General features: G+C 50.6%; 10 protein-coding genes, 7 tRNA genes and 3 rRNA genes. 2 read left to right on the top strand and 18 right to left on the bottom strand.

Annotated features, from left to right (window positions below):
* Nucleotides 1-178: 178 nt before the first annotated feature.
* From glmS to IC804_RS10645, 17 genes are all read right to left on the bottom strand, one after another.
* On the bottom strand, nt 179-1,981 hold the full coding sequence (gene glmS, locus IC804_RS10725) for a glutamine--fructose-6-phosphate transaminase (isomerizing) (RefSeq protein WP_081157586.1): 1,803 nt from the start codon (nt 1,979-1,981) through the stop codon (nt 179-181).
* A 525-nt stretch (nt 1,982-2,506) separates the two neighbouring features.
* Entirely contained in the window at nt 2,507-3,853 is a 1,347-nt protein-coding gene (gene glmM, locus IC804_RS10720; protein WP_008881526.1) for a phosphoglucosamine mutase, read from the bottom strand.
* 27 nt (nt 3,854-3,880) lie between these two features.
* Nucleotides 3,881-5,161 (bottom strand): CdaR family protein, encoded by a 1,281-nt coding sequence (locus tag IC804_RS10715; protein ID WP_008881527.1) that lies wholly within the window; start codon nt 5,159-5,161, stop codon nt 3,881-3,883.
* Entirely contained in the window at nt 5,154-5,975 is an 822-nt protein-coding gene (cdaA, locus tag IC804_RS10710; protein WP_008881528.1) for a diadenylate cyclase CdaA, read from the bottom strand. Before cdaA ends, IC804_RS10715 begins: the two co-directional genes overlap by 8 nt.
* Nucleotides 5,976-6,047: 72 nt before the next feature.
* The gene (gene rsiW / locus IC804_RS10705; protein ID WP_008881529.1) at nt 6,048-6,659 is read right to left on the bottom strand and encodes an anti-sigma-W factor RsiW; all 612 of its coding nucleotides are present in this window, start codon (nt 6,657-6,659) and stop codon (nt 6,048-6,050) included.
* 14 nt (nt 6,660-6,673) lie between these two features.
* Complete coding sequence (sigW, locus tag IC804_RS10700) at nt 6,674-7,237, bottom strand: RNA polymerase sigma factor SigW (protein ID WP_029761591.1); 564 nt, start codon at nt 7,235-7,237, stop codon at nt 6,674-6,676.
* A 178-nt stretch (nt 7,238-7,415) separates the two neighbouring features.
* Nucleotides 7,416-8,315 (bottom strand): arginase, encoded by a 900-nt coding sequence (rocF, locus tag IC804_RS10695; RefSeq protein ID WP_008881531.1) that lies wholly within the window; start codon nt 8,313-8,315, stop codon nt 7,416-7,418.
* A 187-nt stretch (nt 8,316-8,502) separates the two neighbouring features.
* Nucleotides 8,503-8,575: transfer RNA gene (locus IC804_RS10690), tRNA-Ala, on the bottom strand.
* 6 nt (nt 8,576-8,581) lie between these two features.
* Nucleotides 8,582-8,653: transfer RNA gene (locus IC804_RS10685), tRNA-Gly, on the bottom strand.
* Nucleotides 8,654-8,660: 7 nt separating this feature from the next.
* Nucleotides 8,661-8,733: transfer RNA gene (locus IC804_RS10680), tRNA-Lys, on the bottom strand.
* Nucleotides 8,734-8,865: 132 nt separating this feature from the next.
* A tRNA-Gln gene (locus IC804_RS10675) sits at nt 8,866-8,940 on the bottom strand.
* Nucleotides 8,941-9,043: 103 nt separating this feature from the next.
* Nucleotides 9,044-9,115, bottom strand: a tRNA-Glu gene (locus IC804_RS10670).
* 10 nt (nt 9,116-9,125) lie between these two features.
* A tRNA-Thr gene (locus IC804_RS10665) sits at nt 9,126-9,201 on the bottom strand.
* Between the two features lie 7 nt (nt 9,202-9,208).
* Nucleotides 9,209-9,283, bottom strand: a tRNA-Asn gene (locus IC804_RS10660).
* A 13-nt stretch (nt 9,284-9,296) separates the two neighbouring features.
* Nucleotides 9,297-9,413: ribosomal RNA gene (gene rrf, locus IC804_RS10655) — 5S ribosomal RNA — on the bottom strand.
* Nucleotides 9,414-9,558: 145 nt separating this feature from the next.
* Nucleotides 9,559-12,487: ribosomal RNA gene (locus tag IC804_RS10650) — 23S ribosomal RNA — on the bottom strand.
* A gap of 385 nt (nt 12,488-12,872) precedes the next feature.
* Nucleotides 12,873-14,430, bottom strand: a 16S ribosomal RNA gene (locus tag IC804_RS10645).
* Together the 16S, 23S and 5S rRNA genes with 7 tRNA genes alongside form the textbook arrangement of a ribosomal RNA operon.
* Before the next feature lie 465 nt (nt 14,431-14,895).
* Between IC804_RS10645 and pdaB the strand changes: the two genes are divergently transcribed.
* A complete protein-coding gene (pdaB, locus tag IC804_RS10640) occupies nt 14,896-15,651 on the top strand; it encodes a polysaccharide deacetylase family sporulation protein PdaB (RefSeq protein WP_011886635.1) in 756 nt (251 codons plus the stop codon).
* A 227-nt stretch (nt 15,652-15,878) separates the two neighbouring features.
* Here pdaB and IC804_RS10635 read toward each other — a convergent pair whose 3' ends face one another.
* Nucleotides 15,879-16,478, bottom strand: coding sequence for a KinB-signaling pathway activation protein (locus tag IC804_RS10635; protein WP_008881906.1), 600 nt, complete (start codon nt 16,476-16,478; stop codon nt 15,879-15,881).
* Between the two features lie 154 nt (nt 16,479-16,632).
* Between IC804_RS10635 and gerD the strand changes: the two genes are divergently transcribed.
* Nucleotides 16,633-17,262, top strand: a complete 630-nt coding sequence (gene gerD, locus IC804_RS10630; protein ID WP_081157328.1) for a spore germination lipoprotein GerD — start codon at nt 16,633-16,635, stop codon at nt 17,260-17,262.
* Nucleotides 17,263-17,298: the final 36 nt, after the last annotated feature.

Below are 17,298 nucleotides of genomic sequence, written 5' to 3'. Positions count from 1 at the left end.
ATGCGACTTTATCTTCCGCAGATAATAGAAAAAACAAAAGCCTGCTGGATTCACCAACAGGCTTTCAGTTCCCGACTTTTTTGTTCGGTACCTAACTTTTTTGTCCGGTTCCCGACTTTTTTGTCAAGTACCCGACTTTTTTGTCATTCAACAACAGCTTTTCCGACCAACGAACCGCTCACTCTACCGTCACGCTTTTCGCCAAGTTGCGTGGTTTGTCGACGTCGCAGCCGCGATGCAGGGCGGCATAGTACGCGATCAGCTGCAGCGGTACGACGGAAACAAGCGACGTGAGAGCCGGATGGACGGCTGGGATGATGAAGCGATCTCCTTCTCCTTCTAAGCCGCGCATCGAGATAACGCATGGATTCGCGCCACGGGCAACGACTTCTTTTACATTGCCGCGAATGCTTAAGTTGACGTGCTCTTGGGTAGCGAGAGCGATGACCGGCGTGCCATCTTCGATGAGGGCGATCGTACCGTGTTTCAACTCACCACCAGCAAACCCTTCCGCTTGGATATAGGAGATTTCTTTCAGCTTGAGCGCGCCTTCTAAGCAGACATAGTAGTCAACCGCACGGCCAATAAAGAAGCAGTTGCGCGTCAGCGTTAAGTAGTCGCTCGCGATTTTCTCCATTTCCTCTTTCGCATCGCACAACATTTCCATCACATTGGCGACGATAGCGAGCTCTTTCATCAAGTTAAAGTCCAATTCGAGACCTTTCGCTTTCGCTGCACTCGCCGCTAAAATCGCCAATACTGCGATTTGTGCCGTGTATGCTTTTGTCGAGGCAACGGCGATTTCTGGACCAGCGTGCAACAACAGCGTATAGTCCGCTTCACGCGACAGCGTCGAGCCTGGGACGTTGGTAATCGTAATGGCTTTATGGCCGAGTTTTCTCGTTTGCACAAGCACAGCACGGCTGTCGGCCGTTTCACCGCTTTGCGAAATAAAGATGAAGAGCGGCTTTTCCGACAGGAGCGGCATATTGTACGAAAATTCGCTGGCAATGTGCACTTCGACTGGAATTTTCGCCCACGATTCAATCAATTGTTTGCCGACAAGGCCTGCATGATAGCTCGTTCCACACGCGACAATGTATAAGCGGTCCGCATTCAACACCTCATTGACGATTGCTTGATCAATGGCCAATTCTTCGTTGTCATCTTGGTATTTTTGAATGATGCGGCGGATGACAAACGGCTGCTCGTCAATTTCTTTCAACATGTAATGCGGGTACGTCCCTTTTTCAATGTCGCTGGCATCGAGCTCTGCCGTATATGGCTTCCGTTCGACTTTCTCACCATTTAACGTTTGAATTGATACGTTCTCGCTTGTGACGATCAACATTTCGCCGTCCATGAGTTCGACAAACTGGTTCGTCACTTGAAGCATCGCCATCGCATCGCTGGCCACGACGTTGAACCCATCACCGAGACCGGCGAGGAGCGGGCTTTTGTTTTTCGCCGCATACAACGTTTCCTCGTTTTCTGCATCAATCATCGCGATCGCATACGAGCCTTTTAACAGCGAGAGCGCTTTGCGGAACGCTTCCTCCGTCGTCAGCCCTTCTTGCACAAACTTTTCGATGAGCTGGACGATCACTTCCGTATCCGTATCGCTCTGGAACGTGACACCAGCCAAGTAGTCGCGTTTCAGCATTTCGTAGTTTTCGATGACACCGTTATGCACGAGCGTAAAGCGGCCGGAGGCGCTTTGGTGCGGGTGGGCATTCACCCGGCTTGGGGCCCCGTGCGTCGCCCAGCGTGTATGACCGATACCGATCGTCGCTTTGACGTCCGAGTCGACGATGCGGCGCAAATCGGCAATCCGTCCTTTTTCTTTAAACACATGAACGCCGTTCTCATTTAATACGGCAATCCCCGCCGAATCGTAGCCGCGGTACTCGAGTTTTTCCAATCCGCGCAACAAAATCTCTTTCACATCTTGGTAACCGATATAACCAACAATACCGCACATGGTAATATTTCCTCCTTTAACGTCGGAGGCTGCCGCTAACGAGATCCTTCCATGTTCAGTTGTCAAAGAACAACGGGGCCTCGCCGTCAATGCGGCAGACTCCCCTTTCGTTTTGTGCGATGACATCCTCCCCTTTGTCCAAAGGGTCACCCCTTTGTTTTAAGAGAGGACTTGCGGCTGTCATCGCTCCAGCCGGGAGGCATCCGCCGAAAACCTCGATAAACCTCCTCCTCGTCAACTAAGCGCGCGTCCGTTCCCGCGCTTAGTCCAGGCGCTTTTTTGTCGTCAAAACCAGTGCAACCATTCCACTTTGTCGAGCATGCCAACGGTTGCGGCACGCCATTTGTTCATCCATTTCCGCTCTTCGCCCCGCCATCGCCTCCTTTCAAGTAAAAGGCAACAACGTTAATGTTACAGCACATTCCCATCGTCGTCAACTCTCATTTTCTTTTTATATAAAACAACCTATGCATAAACAGAACATAATGTTCCGGTTATGCATAGGCTAATCATCAGTACATGCGGTTATTCCACACCCATCTCGCGACGAATAACATCAGCAATCCGCTCGACGTAGGTACGGCAAGCTTCCTCGGTCGGGGCCTCGGCCATAACGCGCACAAGCGGCTCAGTTCCTGATGGACGGACAAGGACGCGTCCGTTGCCGTTCATTTCCGCTTCCACTTCTGCGATGACCTTTTTGACTTGTTCATGTTCCATCGCTTTTTCTTTATCCGTCACCCGAACGTTCACAAGCAGCTGCGGATATTTTTTCATTTCCCCTGCCAGCTCGGAGAGCGGTTTGCCTTTGATTTTCATAATATTCACGAGTTGGAGCGCCGTCAGCATCCCGTCCCCTGTCGTATTATAGTCAAGGAAAATAATGTGTCCAGACTGCTCACCGCCGAGATTATAGCCGTTCTTCTTCATTTCCTCGACGACGTATCGGTCACCGACTGCCGTTTGCACACTGCTGATTCCTTGCGCCTCAAGCGCCTTGTAAAAACCAAGATTGCTCATGACGGTCGAGACGACAGTTTGTTGCTTGAGGCGGCCTGTTTCTTTTAAATATTTAGCGCAAATGTACATAATTTGGTCACCGTCCACGATGTTGCCACGCTCGTCGACGGCAATCAGACGGTCGCCATCTCCGTCAAACGCAAGCCCCACATCGGCTCCTTTTTCTTTGACAAACGCCGCCAGCGCCTCTGGATGGGTCGAGCCAACTCCTTCGTTGATGTTGAGGCCGTTTGGTGAAGCGCCCATTGTGATGACATCAGCTTCCAAATCAGCAAACAAATAGGTGGCAAGCGATGAGGTCGCCCCGTGCGCGCAATCGAGGGCAATTTTCATTCCAGAAAAATCCTCATCAATCGTCTGTTTTAAATATTGCAAGTACTTTTGTCCACCTTCAAAGTAATCGTTGACTTGACCAAGCGATGAGCCAATCGGCCGCGGCAACATATCTTCCGGGCTGTCGATCAGCGTTTCAATTTCTTGCTCCTGCTCATCTGACAGTTTAAACCCGTCCGGACCGAAAAATTTAATGCCATTATCTTGCACAGGATTGTGGGAGGCAGAAATCATAATACCAGCCTGTGCCCCGAGCGCTTTCGTCAAATAGGCAACGCCTGGCGTGGAGATGACGCCAAGACGCATCACTTCCGCTCCGATCGAGAGCAGTCCGGCAACAAGAGCACCTTCCAACATATGGCCGGAAATGCGCGTATCGCGTCCGATCAACACTTTCGGACGTTCAGCACTTTTCGTCAGCACGTATCCGCCGCAGCGGCCGATTTTAAACGCCAATTCCGGCGTCAGCTCACGATTCGCTACTCCACGTACACCGTCAGTGCCAAAATATTTACCCATTCGGTCAATCTCTCCTTACTGTACAATTTATTGTGCAGCTGCTTTTTCACTAATATTGACCATCGCTGTTTCTGCCGATGGCTCCCATCGGACTTGTTCCGGTTTGTCCCATCGAATGGTGACTCGGTGCTCACCCGCATCAAGCCCGCTGACATCGACATAGAGACGAACGTCGTCTTTCGTCAGACCACGGACGATATCAGGCGGGCCGATGAGACGGACGTTAATCTTTCCGCCTACAGGCTCCAAAAAGTCGGCCTGGTACGAATCCGATAGGCCGACAACATTAATTGGAATGTTTTCCCATGTTCGTACCTCATCTTTCTCAACCTTATTCTCTTCGTTCTCAGCCTTCTCCACCTTTTCAACATCGATGTGGACCTTGATTTTGGACGGGTCAATTCTTTTCACCCCGTCAGGAAGTGGAACATCAAGCTCTACTGTCGTATCATCCTTCACATTATCTAAGTCAACCGTCAGCCCATCGAGTTGTTTAATCCGGTCCAATGCGCCTTTTGATCCGTAAATCGTCACCTGCTCCGGTTCTGGATGGATGCTAACAAGACGCACCCCATCCGGCAGCTCCCCAGTTGTTTGTACTTGAAGTGGCACAGTCTTGCTAGCACTTTTGACCGGCACAGTCACTTCTACAACTGATGGCTGCGGCTCAACATCGATTTCATTGCCTTGGCGATCGTATACCCGAACTCGCACTTTTTTCGCCAACGTTTCCGTCGCCCCTTCCAGGTCGACGATCGCTTTTACAAACGAAATATCATCGATCAGCTCTTTCGATCCAGTAATCGTCACAGTGCCCGGCTCAACGGTCGGTTCGCCGACAGAATAGCCATCAGGCATTTTGTTTCGGTTAAAAAACTCGACGCTGACAGGGAAGCGTTTCGATACTTTTTCGCGGATCGTCACTTTCACCGAAGCGGGCTGAATGTTCACTTTCAATTTCTCGGAAACGTCCTTGTATTTGATCGGTACCGTATACGTACCTAACGGCAAATCCGTTAAATCGACGTACACTTCGAAATTCCGTTGCAGCGCCGTTGGTTTGACAATGCTTGCCGGACCTTGAAGCGTGACATTTACATATTGCGGCACGCCAGATACGATCAAGTTCTCCTCATCATAATAAGCAACAACCGGGACATCGATCAATGTTTCCGTATCTTCCTGGCCAAATGTATTGCGCGTCTGCTCCCCGGTTTTCGCCCCGACATTGGCCGACATATACAGCATGATGGCCAATAATAAAGAAACAACGCGAATAAACCAAGGGTGGTCCATTAATTTATCCATGTTTCTTCCCCCTCCATTGCCAACGGGAAGAAGTGGCGGTCTTCGCAGCTGGAGCCAGCTCGCCTGTTAACAGTTCCCGGAATTCATCGATCGTTAAATCGCGGTACAGCTCGCCGTTTTTCGCCACTGACACCGCCCCCGTCTCCTCGGACACAATGACGGTGACGCTGTCGGTCACTTCGCTAATACCAAGAGCCGCGCGATGGCGCGTCCCGAGCTCCTTTGAAATGAACGGACTCTCCGACAACGGCAAATAACAAGCGGCGGCAGCGATTTGATTCTTTTGAATGATCACCGCCCCGTCATGAAGCGGTGTGTTCGGAATGAAAATATTAATAAGCAGCTCGGACGATACGTGTGCATTTAGCATAATTCCGGTTTCAACATAATCGCCCATCCCGGTCTCCCGCTCGATGGAAATGAGCGCCCCGATGCGCCGTTTTGCCATATACTCGGTCGCTTTCACAATTGCATCGACCATCCGCAGCCTCTCTTCATCTTCATTGACGGTACTGCGGGTAAACAGTCGCCCACGGCCAAGCTGCTCGAGGGCACGGCGCAGTTCCGGTTGAAAAATGATAATGATCGCGAGAAACCCCCAAATGATCGCCTGATCCATCAGCCATTGCAGCGTAGTAAGTCCGAGATAATTACTCACAAAACGAACTAAAATAATTAAAAAAATACCTTTCAATAGCTGAATGGCCTTCGTCCCGCGAATCATCATAATCAATTTATAAATGACATACCAAACAACAAGGATGTCGACGACTTTCAATAAATACGACACGATGGGGAGCTCTTCGAAGGACATCTTCACACTTCCTTTATCTCTAATTCCAACCTTCTGATGGTCATGGAAAAAGCCATCGGACGATGGCTGCCATCATTCAAGTGATTGGAGCGCACGGCTGGCCTTCTCTTTAATATTATACCAAATCCATTCAAACACTTGATTAATTTCCTCTACTTCGCCTGTCACCTGCCCGGCCGATGCCATATATTTCTCCCCACGGATCACCGTCACATTCCCATCCACCGTTCCTTCAATCCGGATCGATCCATTGCGAACGACAATATCCCCTTTGACAGTTTCACCTTTTGGCACGATGACCGTATGGTCACGGATGATGACAGGTTCATCAGCCGAAACGGAAAATGAGCCTTTTCCCCCCCATGAGGAAGCAACGCTTCCTACAGTGAGAAGAAGAAACAGAGAAGCGGCAGTCAACAGTGGATGCCCGTGCAACCAACGACGCAGCCGCACTGTCTTTCTCTCTTTCGGCATGGCCCCCATCACCGTTGCTGTAAATGATGACGGTGCGGTCACGTGGGAGGCATATTGTAGAAAGGCGACCGTCTTTTTTAATTCATGAAAATGGGCAGCACAAGCGGCGCACGAACGTAAATGCTCTTTTAGCCGTAGCTCCTCATCCGGCTGAAGATCGCCGTCAAGATAGCTGTGCATAAGTGATACTATTTCTTTCGGACATTCCATAGTCTCCCACCCTTTTATAAATGGCCCAGTTGCCTGCGCAACGCTTCACGGCCGCGATGCAGCCTCGTTTTCACTGTACCAACCGGCAAGCCTAAAATCTCACTAATCTCCTGCAATGACAAATCTTCGATGTATTTTAGTACGATCACGCTTCGGTATTTCTCCGGCAGCTGCTCAATTGCACGCTGGACTGTCTCCTGTAGTTCCAAGCTTTCCACTGCCTCTTCAGGCGACGCCTCGCGAGAAGGAAGCTGAGCCTGCATCGTCAATCCATCCGTGCCGTTTAATTCCTCATCCAAATACACATCTGGTTTTCGTTTTCTCAACTTATCGATCGTTAAGTTCGTGGCAATGCGGTATAGCCACGTCGAAAACTTCATATTTGGATTGTATGTGTCAATATGGACGTAAGCACGGATGAACGCTTCCTGTGCCGCATCTTCCGCCTCATGGCGATTTCCGAGCATTCGGTAACAAAGGCGGTAAATCTTATCTTTATACAAATCGACAAGATCGGCATATGCGTTTTGGTCGCCTTTTCGGATCGCCCTAATTCTTTTTTTAATAAATAGATCCATAAAATACAATACCCCCGCCCTTACGGCTCATCTTATATTACGGCGCTTGATGAAGAAAAGTTTCATGCAACATGTTTATTGTATCATAGAACTGAAAAAAGAGGGGAGGTCAAAAGAATGACCTCCCCTCGATCACAGCGAGGAAAAAGCGATTTTACATTGCTCTCCGAGCAGCCCGTCAAACGAGTTTCTCTCCAAATAGTGATCCCATCAATGCTACGGCGACAGAGGCAGTTTTATTGCGTTCATCTAAAATCGGGTTCACCTCAACAAATTCAGCGGAGGTGATGATTTGCGCTTCAGCCAGCATCTCCATGGCCAAGTGGCTCTCCCGATACGTCAACCCGCCAATAACCGGCGTACCAACTCCTGGCGCATCGCTCGGGTCAAGCCCATCCAAATCAAGCGACAAGTGGACACCATCCGTCCGCTCTTTTAAATAGGCAATTGTTTCTTCCATCACCTTCGTCATCCCAAGCCGGTCAACCTCATGCATCGTATAAATTTTGATCCCTTTTTCCCGGATAAATTTCTTCTCCCCGTCATCAAGTGACCGAACCCCGATCAATACGACATGTTCCGGCTTAACTTTCGGACTGTATCCGCCGATCCCCGTCAGCGCTGGATGACCGAATCCAAGGCTTGCCGCCAGCGGCATACCATGAATGTTTCCAGATGGCGAAGTCTCCTCAGTATTAACATCGCCGTGCGCATCATACCAAATGACGCCCAACCGTTCATAGTGTTTAGCCACTCCAGCGAGCGTGCCGATCGCAATGCTATGGTCACCACCTAACACCAGCGGAAAGCGACCTCGTTTGACCACTTCATCAACAGCCGTCGCCAGCTTTTCATTCGCTTCCGCAACCGCTTTCAAATTACGCAATTGTGAAGCACCCTGTTCGTGCAATCGCTCCACCTTTCCAATCGGAATATCGCCCAAATCTTCAATATCGTAATGCAGACGTTCCAGCCGTTCAATCACCCCTGCATAGCGGATTGCGCTCGGCCCCATATCGACGCCGCGTCGCGTTTGTCCTAAATCCATTGGTACACCGATAATAGAGATTGGTTTCATGTTGTCTTCTCTCCTTTCCCGTTTCCCCTTATGCCCTTATTGTAGGGGAAACGGGGGCGATGACTCAACTCGACACTTTTTCGAATATTTATACCTTTGGGACTTCCTAGTCTACTTTCATTTAGCTGAGACTAGAGGCAAAAAAAAAGAGCAGTCTACTTCGGAATGCGAAGTAGACTGCTCTTGATGGAGCCTATCGGGATCGAACCGATGACCTCCTGCGTGCAAAGCAGGCGCTCTCCCAGCTGAGCTAAGGCCCCGTTCAAAGCGGAAGACGGGACTCGAACCCGCGACCCCCACCTTGGCAAGGTGGTGTTCTACCACTGAACTACTTCCGCATCATGATGAGCCATGGAGGACTCGAACCTCCGACCCTCTGATTAAAAGTCAGATGCTCTACCTACTGAGCTAATGGCTCACGGTTAAGATAACACTCTAAAGTACCGATTAGCTCTACCCGCCCCTTCCTCTACTAGCTAATTCAAGGATGTTAGATGCGTCGGGACAATGCTGATCTACGTCTTGTACCATTTTATGCACAAAAAAATAATGGCTGGGCTAGCTGGATTCGAACCAGCGCATCACGGAGTCAAAGTCCGTTGCCTTACCGCTTGGCTATAGCCCAACGTCATAAGGGATATTGTATTCGATAATCAGTATGCCAATTTTGAGAGCAATTATACGTTTTTAAATCAACCGTCCTTAAAAGGACGGTTGATTTCAAAGAGTGACCCGTACGGGATTCGAACCCGTGTTACCGCCGTGAAAGGGCGGTGTCTTAACCACTTGACCAACGGGCCAAAAAAACGATGGAGCTTCCAACCGGGCTCGAACCGGTGACCTCTTCCTTACCATGGAAGTGCTCTACCTACTGAGCTATGGAAGCGTAAAAATGGCTCCGCAAGTAGGATTCGAACCTACGACCTACCGGTTAACAGCCGGTTGCTCTACCGCTGAGCTATTGCGGAACGATACAACATTGCCTAGCGACGACCTACTCTTGCAGGGGCGCTGGCCCCAACTACCATCGGCGCTGGAGAGCTTAACTTCCGTGTTCGGGATGGGAACGGGTGTTTCCTCTCCGCTATCATCACTAGGCAATGATTTATTTACTTAGACACTAATTATTATATTCATGTCATTGGTTTTGTCAACAGGAAATTCATTCCTTCAAAACTAGATAACCGTTTGGTGGGAAGAAGCCTCCGCTTTTCGTACTGTCTAGCTCCGGCCGCCACTTTTCTAGGTTAAGCCCTCGATCGATTAGTATCCGTCAGCTCCACGTGTCGCCACGCTTCCACCTCGGACCTATCGACCTCGTCATCTTCGAGGGATCTTACTCGCCTAACGCGATGGGAAATCTCATCTTGAGGGGGGCTTCACGCTTAGATGCTTTCAGCGCTTATCCCTTCCGCACATAGCTACCCAGCGGTGCCCCTGGCGGGACAACTGGTACACCAGCGGTGCGTCCATCCCGGTCCTCTCGTACTAAGGACAGCTCCTCTCAAATTTCCTACGCCCACGACGGATAGGGACCGAACTGTCTCACGACGTTCTGAACCCAGCTCGCGTACCGCTTTAATGGGCGAACAGCCCAACCCTTGGGACCGACTACAGCCCCAGGATGCGATGAGCCGACATCGAGGTGCCAAACCTCCCCGTCGATGTGGACTCTTGGGGGAGATCAGCCTGTTATCCCCGGGGTAGCTTTTATCCGTTGAGCGATGGCCCTTCCATGCGGAACCACCGGATCACTAAGCCCGACTTTCGTCCCTGCTCGACCTGTCCGTCTCGCAGTCAAGCTCCCTTGTGCCTTTGCACTCTCCGAATGATTTCCAACCATTCTGAGGGAACCTTTGGGCGCCTCCGTTACCTTTTGGGAGGCGACCGCCCCAGTCAAACTGCCCACCTGACACTGTCTCCCACCCCGATAAGGGGTGCGGGTTAGAATTTCAATACCGCCAGGGTGGTATCCCACCGACGCCTCCACCGAAGCTGGCGCTCCGGCTTCCCTGGCTCCCACCTATCCTGTACAAGCGATACCAAAATTCCATATCAGGCTGCAGTAAAGCTCCACGGGGTCTTTCCGTCCTGTCGCGGGTAACCTGCATCTTCACAGGTAGTATAATTTCACCGGGTCTCTCGTTGAGACAGTGCCCAAGTCGTTACACCTTTCGTGCGGGTCGGAACTTACCCGACAAGGAATTTCGCTACCTTAGGACCGTTATAGTTACGGCCGCCGTTTACTGGGGCTTCGGTTCGCACCTTCGCTTGCGCTAAGCGCTCCCCTTAACCTTCCAGCACCGGGCAGGTGTCAGCCCCTATACTTCGCCTTTCGGCTTCGCAGAGACCTGTGTTTTTGATAAACAGTCGCTTGGGCCTTTTCACTGCGGCTCTTCGGGGCTCATCACCCCAAAGAGCACCCCTTCTCCCGAAGTTACGGGGTCATTTTGCCGAGTTCCTTAACGAGAGTTCTCCCGCGCGCCTTAGGATTCTCTCCTCGCCTACCTGTGTCGGTTTGCGGTACGGGCACCTCTTCCCTCGCTAGAGGCTTTTCTTGGCAGTGTGGAATCAGGGACTTCCGGATCAAATCCGTCGCCATCACAGCTCAGCCTTTACGGCCAGCGGATTTGCCTACTGGCCAGCCTTACTGCTTGGACAGGCTCTTCCAGCCGCCTGCTCACCCTATCCTCCTGCGTCCCCCCATCGCTCAAACGGGAAGGAGGTGGTACAGGAATCTCAACCTGTTGTCCATCACCTACGCCTTTCGGCCTCGGCTTAGGTCCCGACTAACCCTGAGCGGACGAACCTTCCTCAGGAACCCTTAGGCTTTCGGCGCAGAGGATTCTCACCTCTGTTTTCGCTACTCATACCGGCATTCTCACTTCTAAGCGCTCCACCAGTCCTTCCGGTCTGGCTTCGATGCCCTTAGAACGCTCCCCTACCGATGACCAACGGTCATCCCGCAGCTTCGGCGGCACGTTTAGCCCCGGTACATTTTCGGCGCAGAGTCACTCGACCAGTGAGCTATTACGCACTCTTTAAATGGTGGCTGCTTCTAAGCCAACATCCTGGTTGTCTTCGCAACTCCACATCCTTTTCCACTGAACGTGCACTTGGGGGCCTTAGCTGGCGATCTGGGCTGTTTCCCTCTTGACCACGGATCTTATCACTCGTAGTCTGACTCCCAAGGATAAGTCATTGGCATTCGGAGTTTGACTGGGTTCGGTAACCCGATGAGGGCCCCTAGCCCAATCAGTGCTCTACCTCCAAGACTCTCACCTTGAGGCTAGCCCTAAAGCTATTTCGGGGAGAACCAGCTATCTCCAAGTTCGATTGGCATTTCACCCCTACCCACACCTCATCCCCGCACTTTTCAACGTACGTGGGTTCGGGCCTCCAGCCGGTGTTACCCGGCCTTCACCCTGGACATGGGTAGATCACCTGGTTTCGGGTCGACGACGACGTACTCAAACGCCCTATTCAGACTCGCTTTCGCTGCGGCTCCGCCTCTTCGGCTTAACCTCGCACGCCATCGTCACTCGCCGGTTCATTCTACAAAAGGCACGCCATCACCCATGAACGGGCTCTGACTACTTGTAGGCACACGGTTTCAGGTTCTCTTTCACTCCCCTTCCGGGGTGCTTTTCACCTTTCCCTCACGGTACTGGTTCACTATCGGTCACTAGGGAGTATTTAGCCTTGGGAGATGGTCCTCCCTGCTTCCGACGGGATTTCCCGTGTCCCGCCGTACTCAGGAGCCGCTCGGGAGGGAACGAAGTTTCGACTACAGGGCTGTCACCTTCTCTGGCCGGCCGTTCCAGACCGGTTCGTCTACCCCGTTCCTTTCTCACTCCCATCTGAGCGGTCCTACAACCCCAAGAGGCACGCCTCTTGGTTTGGGCTGTTCCCGTTTCGCTCGCCGCTACTCAGGGAATCGCATTTGCTTTCTTCTCCTCCGGGTACTAAGATGTTTCAGTTCCCCGGGTGTGCCCTCCATGCCCTATGGATTCAGGCATGGATCCTGCCCCATTACGGGCAGGGGGTTTCCCCACTCGGACATCTCCGGATCAACGCTTGCTTACAGCTCCCCGAAGCGTTTCGGCGTTTGCCCCGTCCTTCATCGGCTCCTAGTGCCAAGGCATCCACCGTGCGCCCTTTCTAGCTTAACCTACAGCGCGTTTCGGCTTCTTCCTTATTGTCTAGCTTCGGCGCCTAGCTCTCTTCCGCCAAATAACCTTCCCCCTTGGGGTGCAAGCACCCCTGCGGGTGAAGAACATTTGGCTTCGAGAACTGACCGCGGCACCTCAGCTTTTCCGGTTATCTAGTTTTCAAGGAACGATTTGAAGGAATTCTCATTCCTTCAAAACTGAACGAAACGAAAGCGCGATTTGTTAATGGTTGGCCGTTAACGGCCTCCGCTTTTCATGATGTCTAGCTCCAGCGCCTGGCTCTCTTCTGCCAAATAACCTTCCCCCTCGGGGTGCAAGCACCCCTACGGGTGAAGAACATTTGGCTTCGAGAGCCGACCGCGGCGCTTCCGCTTTTCGTCCTTAGAAAGGAGGTGATCCAGCCGCACCTTCCGGTACGGCTACCTTGTTACGACTTCACCCCAATCACTTGCCCCACCTTCGGCGGCTGGCTCCCGTAAGGGTTACCTCACCGACTTCGGGTGTTGCAAGCTCTCGTGGTGTGACGGGCGGTGTGTACAAGGCCCGGGAACGTATTCACCGCGGCATGCTGATCCGCGATTACTAGCGATTCCGGCTTCATGCAGGCGAGTTGCAGCCTGCAATCCGAACTGAGAGCGGCTTTTTGGGATTCGCTCCCCCTCGCGGGTTCGCAGCCCTTTGTACCGCCCATTGTAGCACGTGTGTAGCCCAGGTCATAAGGGGCATGATGATTTGACGTCATCCCCACCTTCCTCCGACTTTTAGCCGGCAGTCCCTCTAGAGTGCCCAACTGAATGCTGGCAACTAGAGGCAAGGGTTGCGCTCGTTGCGGGACTTAACCCAACATCTCACGACACGAGCTGACGACAACCATGCACCACCTGTCACCCTGTCCCCCCGAAGGGGAAAACGCCCAATCTCTTGGGTTGTCAGGGGATGTCAAGACCTGGTAAGGTTCTTCGCGTTGCTTCGAATTAAACCACATGCTCCACCGCTTGTGCGGGCCCCCGTCAATTCCTTTGAGTTTCAGCCTTGCGGCCGTACTCCCCAGGCGGAGTGCTTATCGCGTTAGCTGCAGCACTAAAGGGTGTGACCCCTCTAACACTTAGCACTCATCGTTTACGGCGTGGACTACCAGGGTATCTAATCCTGTTTGCTCCCCACGCTTTCGCGCCTCAGCGTCAGTTACAGGCCAGAGAGCCGCCTTCGCCACTGGTGTTCCTCCACATCTCTACGCATTTCACCGCTACACGTGGAATTCCGCTCTCCTCTCCTGCACTCAAGTCCCCCAGTTTCCAATGACCCTCCACGGTTGAGCCGTGGGCTTTCACATCAGACTTAAAGGACCGCCTGCGCGCGCTTTACGCCCAATAATTCCGGACAACGCTCGCCCCCTACGTATTACCGCGGCTGCTGGCACGTAGTTAGCCGGGGCTTTCTCGTGAGGTACCGTCACCGCGCCGCCTTATTCAAACGGCGCTCCTTCGTCCCTCACAACAGAGCTTTACGACCCGAAGGCCTTCTTCGCTCACGCGGCGTCGCTCCGTCAGACTTTCGTCCATTGCGGAAGATTCCCTACTGCTGCCTCCCGTAGGAGTCTGGGCCGTGTCTCAGTCCCAGTGTGGCCGGTCACCCTCTCAGGCCGGCTACGCATCGTCGCCTTGGTGAGCCGTTACCTCACCAACTAGCTAATGCGCCGCGGGCCCATCCGCAAGTGACAGCCGAAGCCGCCTTTCAACCAAAGACCATGCGGTCTTTGGTGTTATCCGGTATTAGCTCCGGTTTCCCGGAGTTATCCCGGTCTTGCGGGCAGGTTGCCCACGTGTTACTCACCCGTCCGCCGCTGACCGAACAAGAGCAAGCTCTCGTTCGGTCCGCTCGACTTGCATGTATTAGGCACGCCGCCAGCGTTCGTCCTGAGCCAGGATCAAACTCTCCAAAAGAAAGTTGATTGGCTTGCGCTTCGTTTCGTTCAGTTTTCAAGGAACGAGATTAATCAACATCATCTTGCGTTGAGGAATTTCATTTTATCCAATCACTCACACGCAAGTTACTTCCTCTTGCAAGAACCAGTTCAGCGAACTCACTTCCTGCAAGCAGCTTCTTTATACTAACACAAAGCATTTCCTTTGTCAACTGTTTTTTATTTAAACATCTTTTGACTGGTTATCGCTTTCGAACAACCCGTTCGATTAGCGACGTTTATTAATATAACACCAAACAACAAAAAATGCAATACATTTTTCACTTGGAATTACAAATAAATTATAGGGCCATATTCCATTTCCATCCTCCGCCTTCTTCGTTGTTTCCACCGCTGCAATGGGCACGGCAAATATGTTTCATAACGATAATGGCTGTCTGCATAAGATGTACATAGGACAACTGTTTAAAGGGGGATCGACGCCATGTTTTATGCGCTGAATGGGCGGACGCTGAAAAAGGCACTTATTGTTATTTGTTCCGCCTTTTTTACCGCTGTCATTTTGTACGCTTATGAAATGAACCGTCCGGTTTTTTCACTTCCTTCCGGGCCAAAAGCGGTATACAAAGTGGACAATAACCGCGATGAGGTGGCATTGACGTTTAACATTAGCTGGGGGGACGAGAATGCAGACAAAATTTTAGATGTTTTGAAACAGCAAGGGATTAAAAACGCTACCTTTTTTTTATCAGCTTCTTGGGCCGAGCGCCATCCGACTGTTGTGAAACGGATCAAAGAAGAAGGACATGAAATCGGCAGCATGGGGTATAATTTTGTCAACTACACAGAACTTGAGAATGCGAAAATCCGTCAGGATTTAATGATGGCGAAAAAAGTTTTTGACACGTTGGGGGTTAAAAATGTTGAACTGTTGCGCCCTCCAGGGGGGAACTTTAACAAAAACGTACTAAAAATTGCGCAGTCTCTTGGCTATACTGTTGTGCATTGGAGCATCAACTCGAAAGACTGGCTGAATCCCGGGACAGAGCAAATTGTAGCAAACGTCACGAACGATTTAGATCCGGGGGATATTGTGCTCCTTCATGCCTCCGATTCCGCAAAACAAACGGCAAAAGCGTTGCCAAAAATTATTGAAGTGATGAAAGAAAACGGTTATAAAAACGCTAGTCTCTCTGAACTATTGGCGAACGGTAAAGCTGAAAGCAAGGGAATTGATTAACGTCAAGACAGCGGGGGTGTGTCGTATCAAAAAGTCCGCTTCTTGGCTATCGTGCGGTCCTACACTGCCAGGGACCGCACGATAATGTTTCTCTACGTTGGATCTTCTCCCTGCTTCTTACTCAACTTGGAATGGAAACTTCCCAAACGCTCCCCCACCTATGCTCCCACGGAGAAGTGAAGATTTTCTCGGTTCGGGATCATAAAAAACAGGCGGCATGTTACTTTTTATTGTTTCGCGCCGCCTGTTAACTTATGCAGTATAAGAAGCTGATATGCATTGCATACTAATAGCGGAATCAACATCAAATATAGCCAATCTTGATCATTAATACGCAAAACCGGGAACCATTCAACAATTGTCACAACGACCATAAAGAATAAAGCCGGGACGAAAGCTCCTTTATTCGTTTGTGCACTTTTGGCATAGGCAACAGCCAGTCCGACCACCAAAACGAACAAAGCGATCAGTATATACGGAATTATCGATTCTCCGTTTGCTGCAAACGCCGTGTAACGAAAGTACACTAAATCGAACAGCACAAACATGATCAAGACAAGTTGCACCGCATTCCATAGCGAGCGGAACATACCAAGCCCGAAGCGGTGAACGGTCAAATACGCAAAAAAACCTGCTTGGCTAATGACGCTAAAAATAAAACCAACGCCAATATGCCATAATAACACAGCCATAAACTCAACAATCTCCACACTCAGAAGAAGCTGCCCAAACTCTTTCCAGTTTAAAACCATACCGACAGCTGCTGTAGTAATTCCTCCGACAAGCAGCGTAGTAAAAAATAAGCGCACCCATTTACGGCTGTTCACAGTTTGCTTCATCCTCCATCATTTCAGCATAATCCGCTTAACATTTTACCAGTGCCCTTCTAAAAAAGCCAGCTTCCATTTGTCCAAATGCATATTTTTTTCGTCAACATTCATATTAAGGGTGAGGGATTTTTGCAGAAAGGAGCTCATTTTTATGAACAAGTGCATACCGCTCCTCTTGCTCAGTTTTCTCGTTCTTAGCTCTTGTGCTCCTCAAGAAACCAGCCCTGCTCCCCCGGATTATGAGCAGACGAAACGAATGGTTGTTGACATTTTAAAAACGGACGAGGGGAAAAAGGCGATTCAAGATATTATGTCAGAAGACCAAATGAAGCAACAGCTCGTCATGGATCAAACGGCTGTAAAAGAGATACTGCAGCAAGTGTTAACGTCTGATCAAGGAAAGAAATTTTGGGAAAATGCACTAAAAGACACAAAGTTCGCGGAAAGCTTTGCTAAAGGATTGCAAAAAGAACACGAAAAAATGATGAAGGCGCTCATGAAAGATCCTGAATATCAAGCAATGATGATCGACATCCTAAAAAATCCTGAAATGGAAAAGGCGATGATCGATGTATTAAAAAGTAAAGAATTCCGCCAACATTTGCAAACAGTGATTATGGAAACGTTAAATAGTCCGATATATCAAGCCAAAATTCAAGATATGCTAACAAAAGCAGCAGAAACACTCCAACAAAGCGGCGGAAAACAAGGAGAGGAAGATGCGGAAGGAGGAGAAGGCGAAGAAGGTGGAGGCGGCAGCCAACAAGGGGAAGGCGGTTAATCGAATAAAAAGCGTCCGTGTGCCAAAATTCGCCAA

Source organism: Geobacillus sp. 47C-IIb (assembly GCF_014679705.1).
Lineage (GTDB): Bacteria > Bacillota > Bacilli > Bacillales > Anoxybacillaceae > Geobacillus > Geobacillus thermodenitrificans.
Note: the sequence above shows the minus strand (reverse complement) of the source record. Positions and strands in the feature narration are given on the sequence as shown.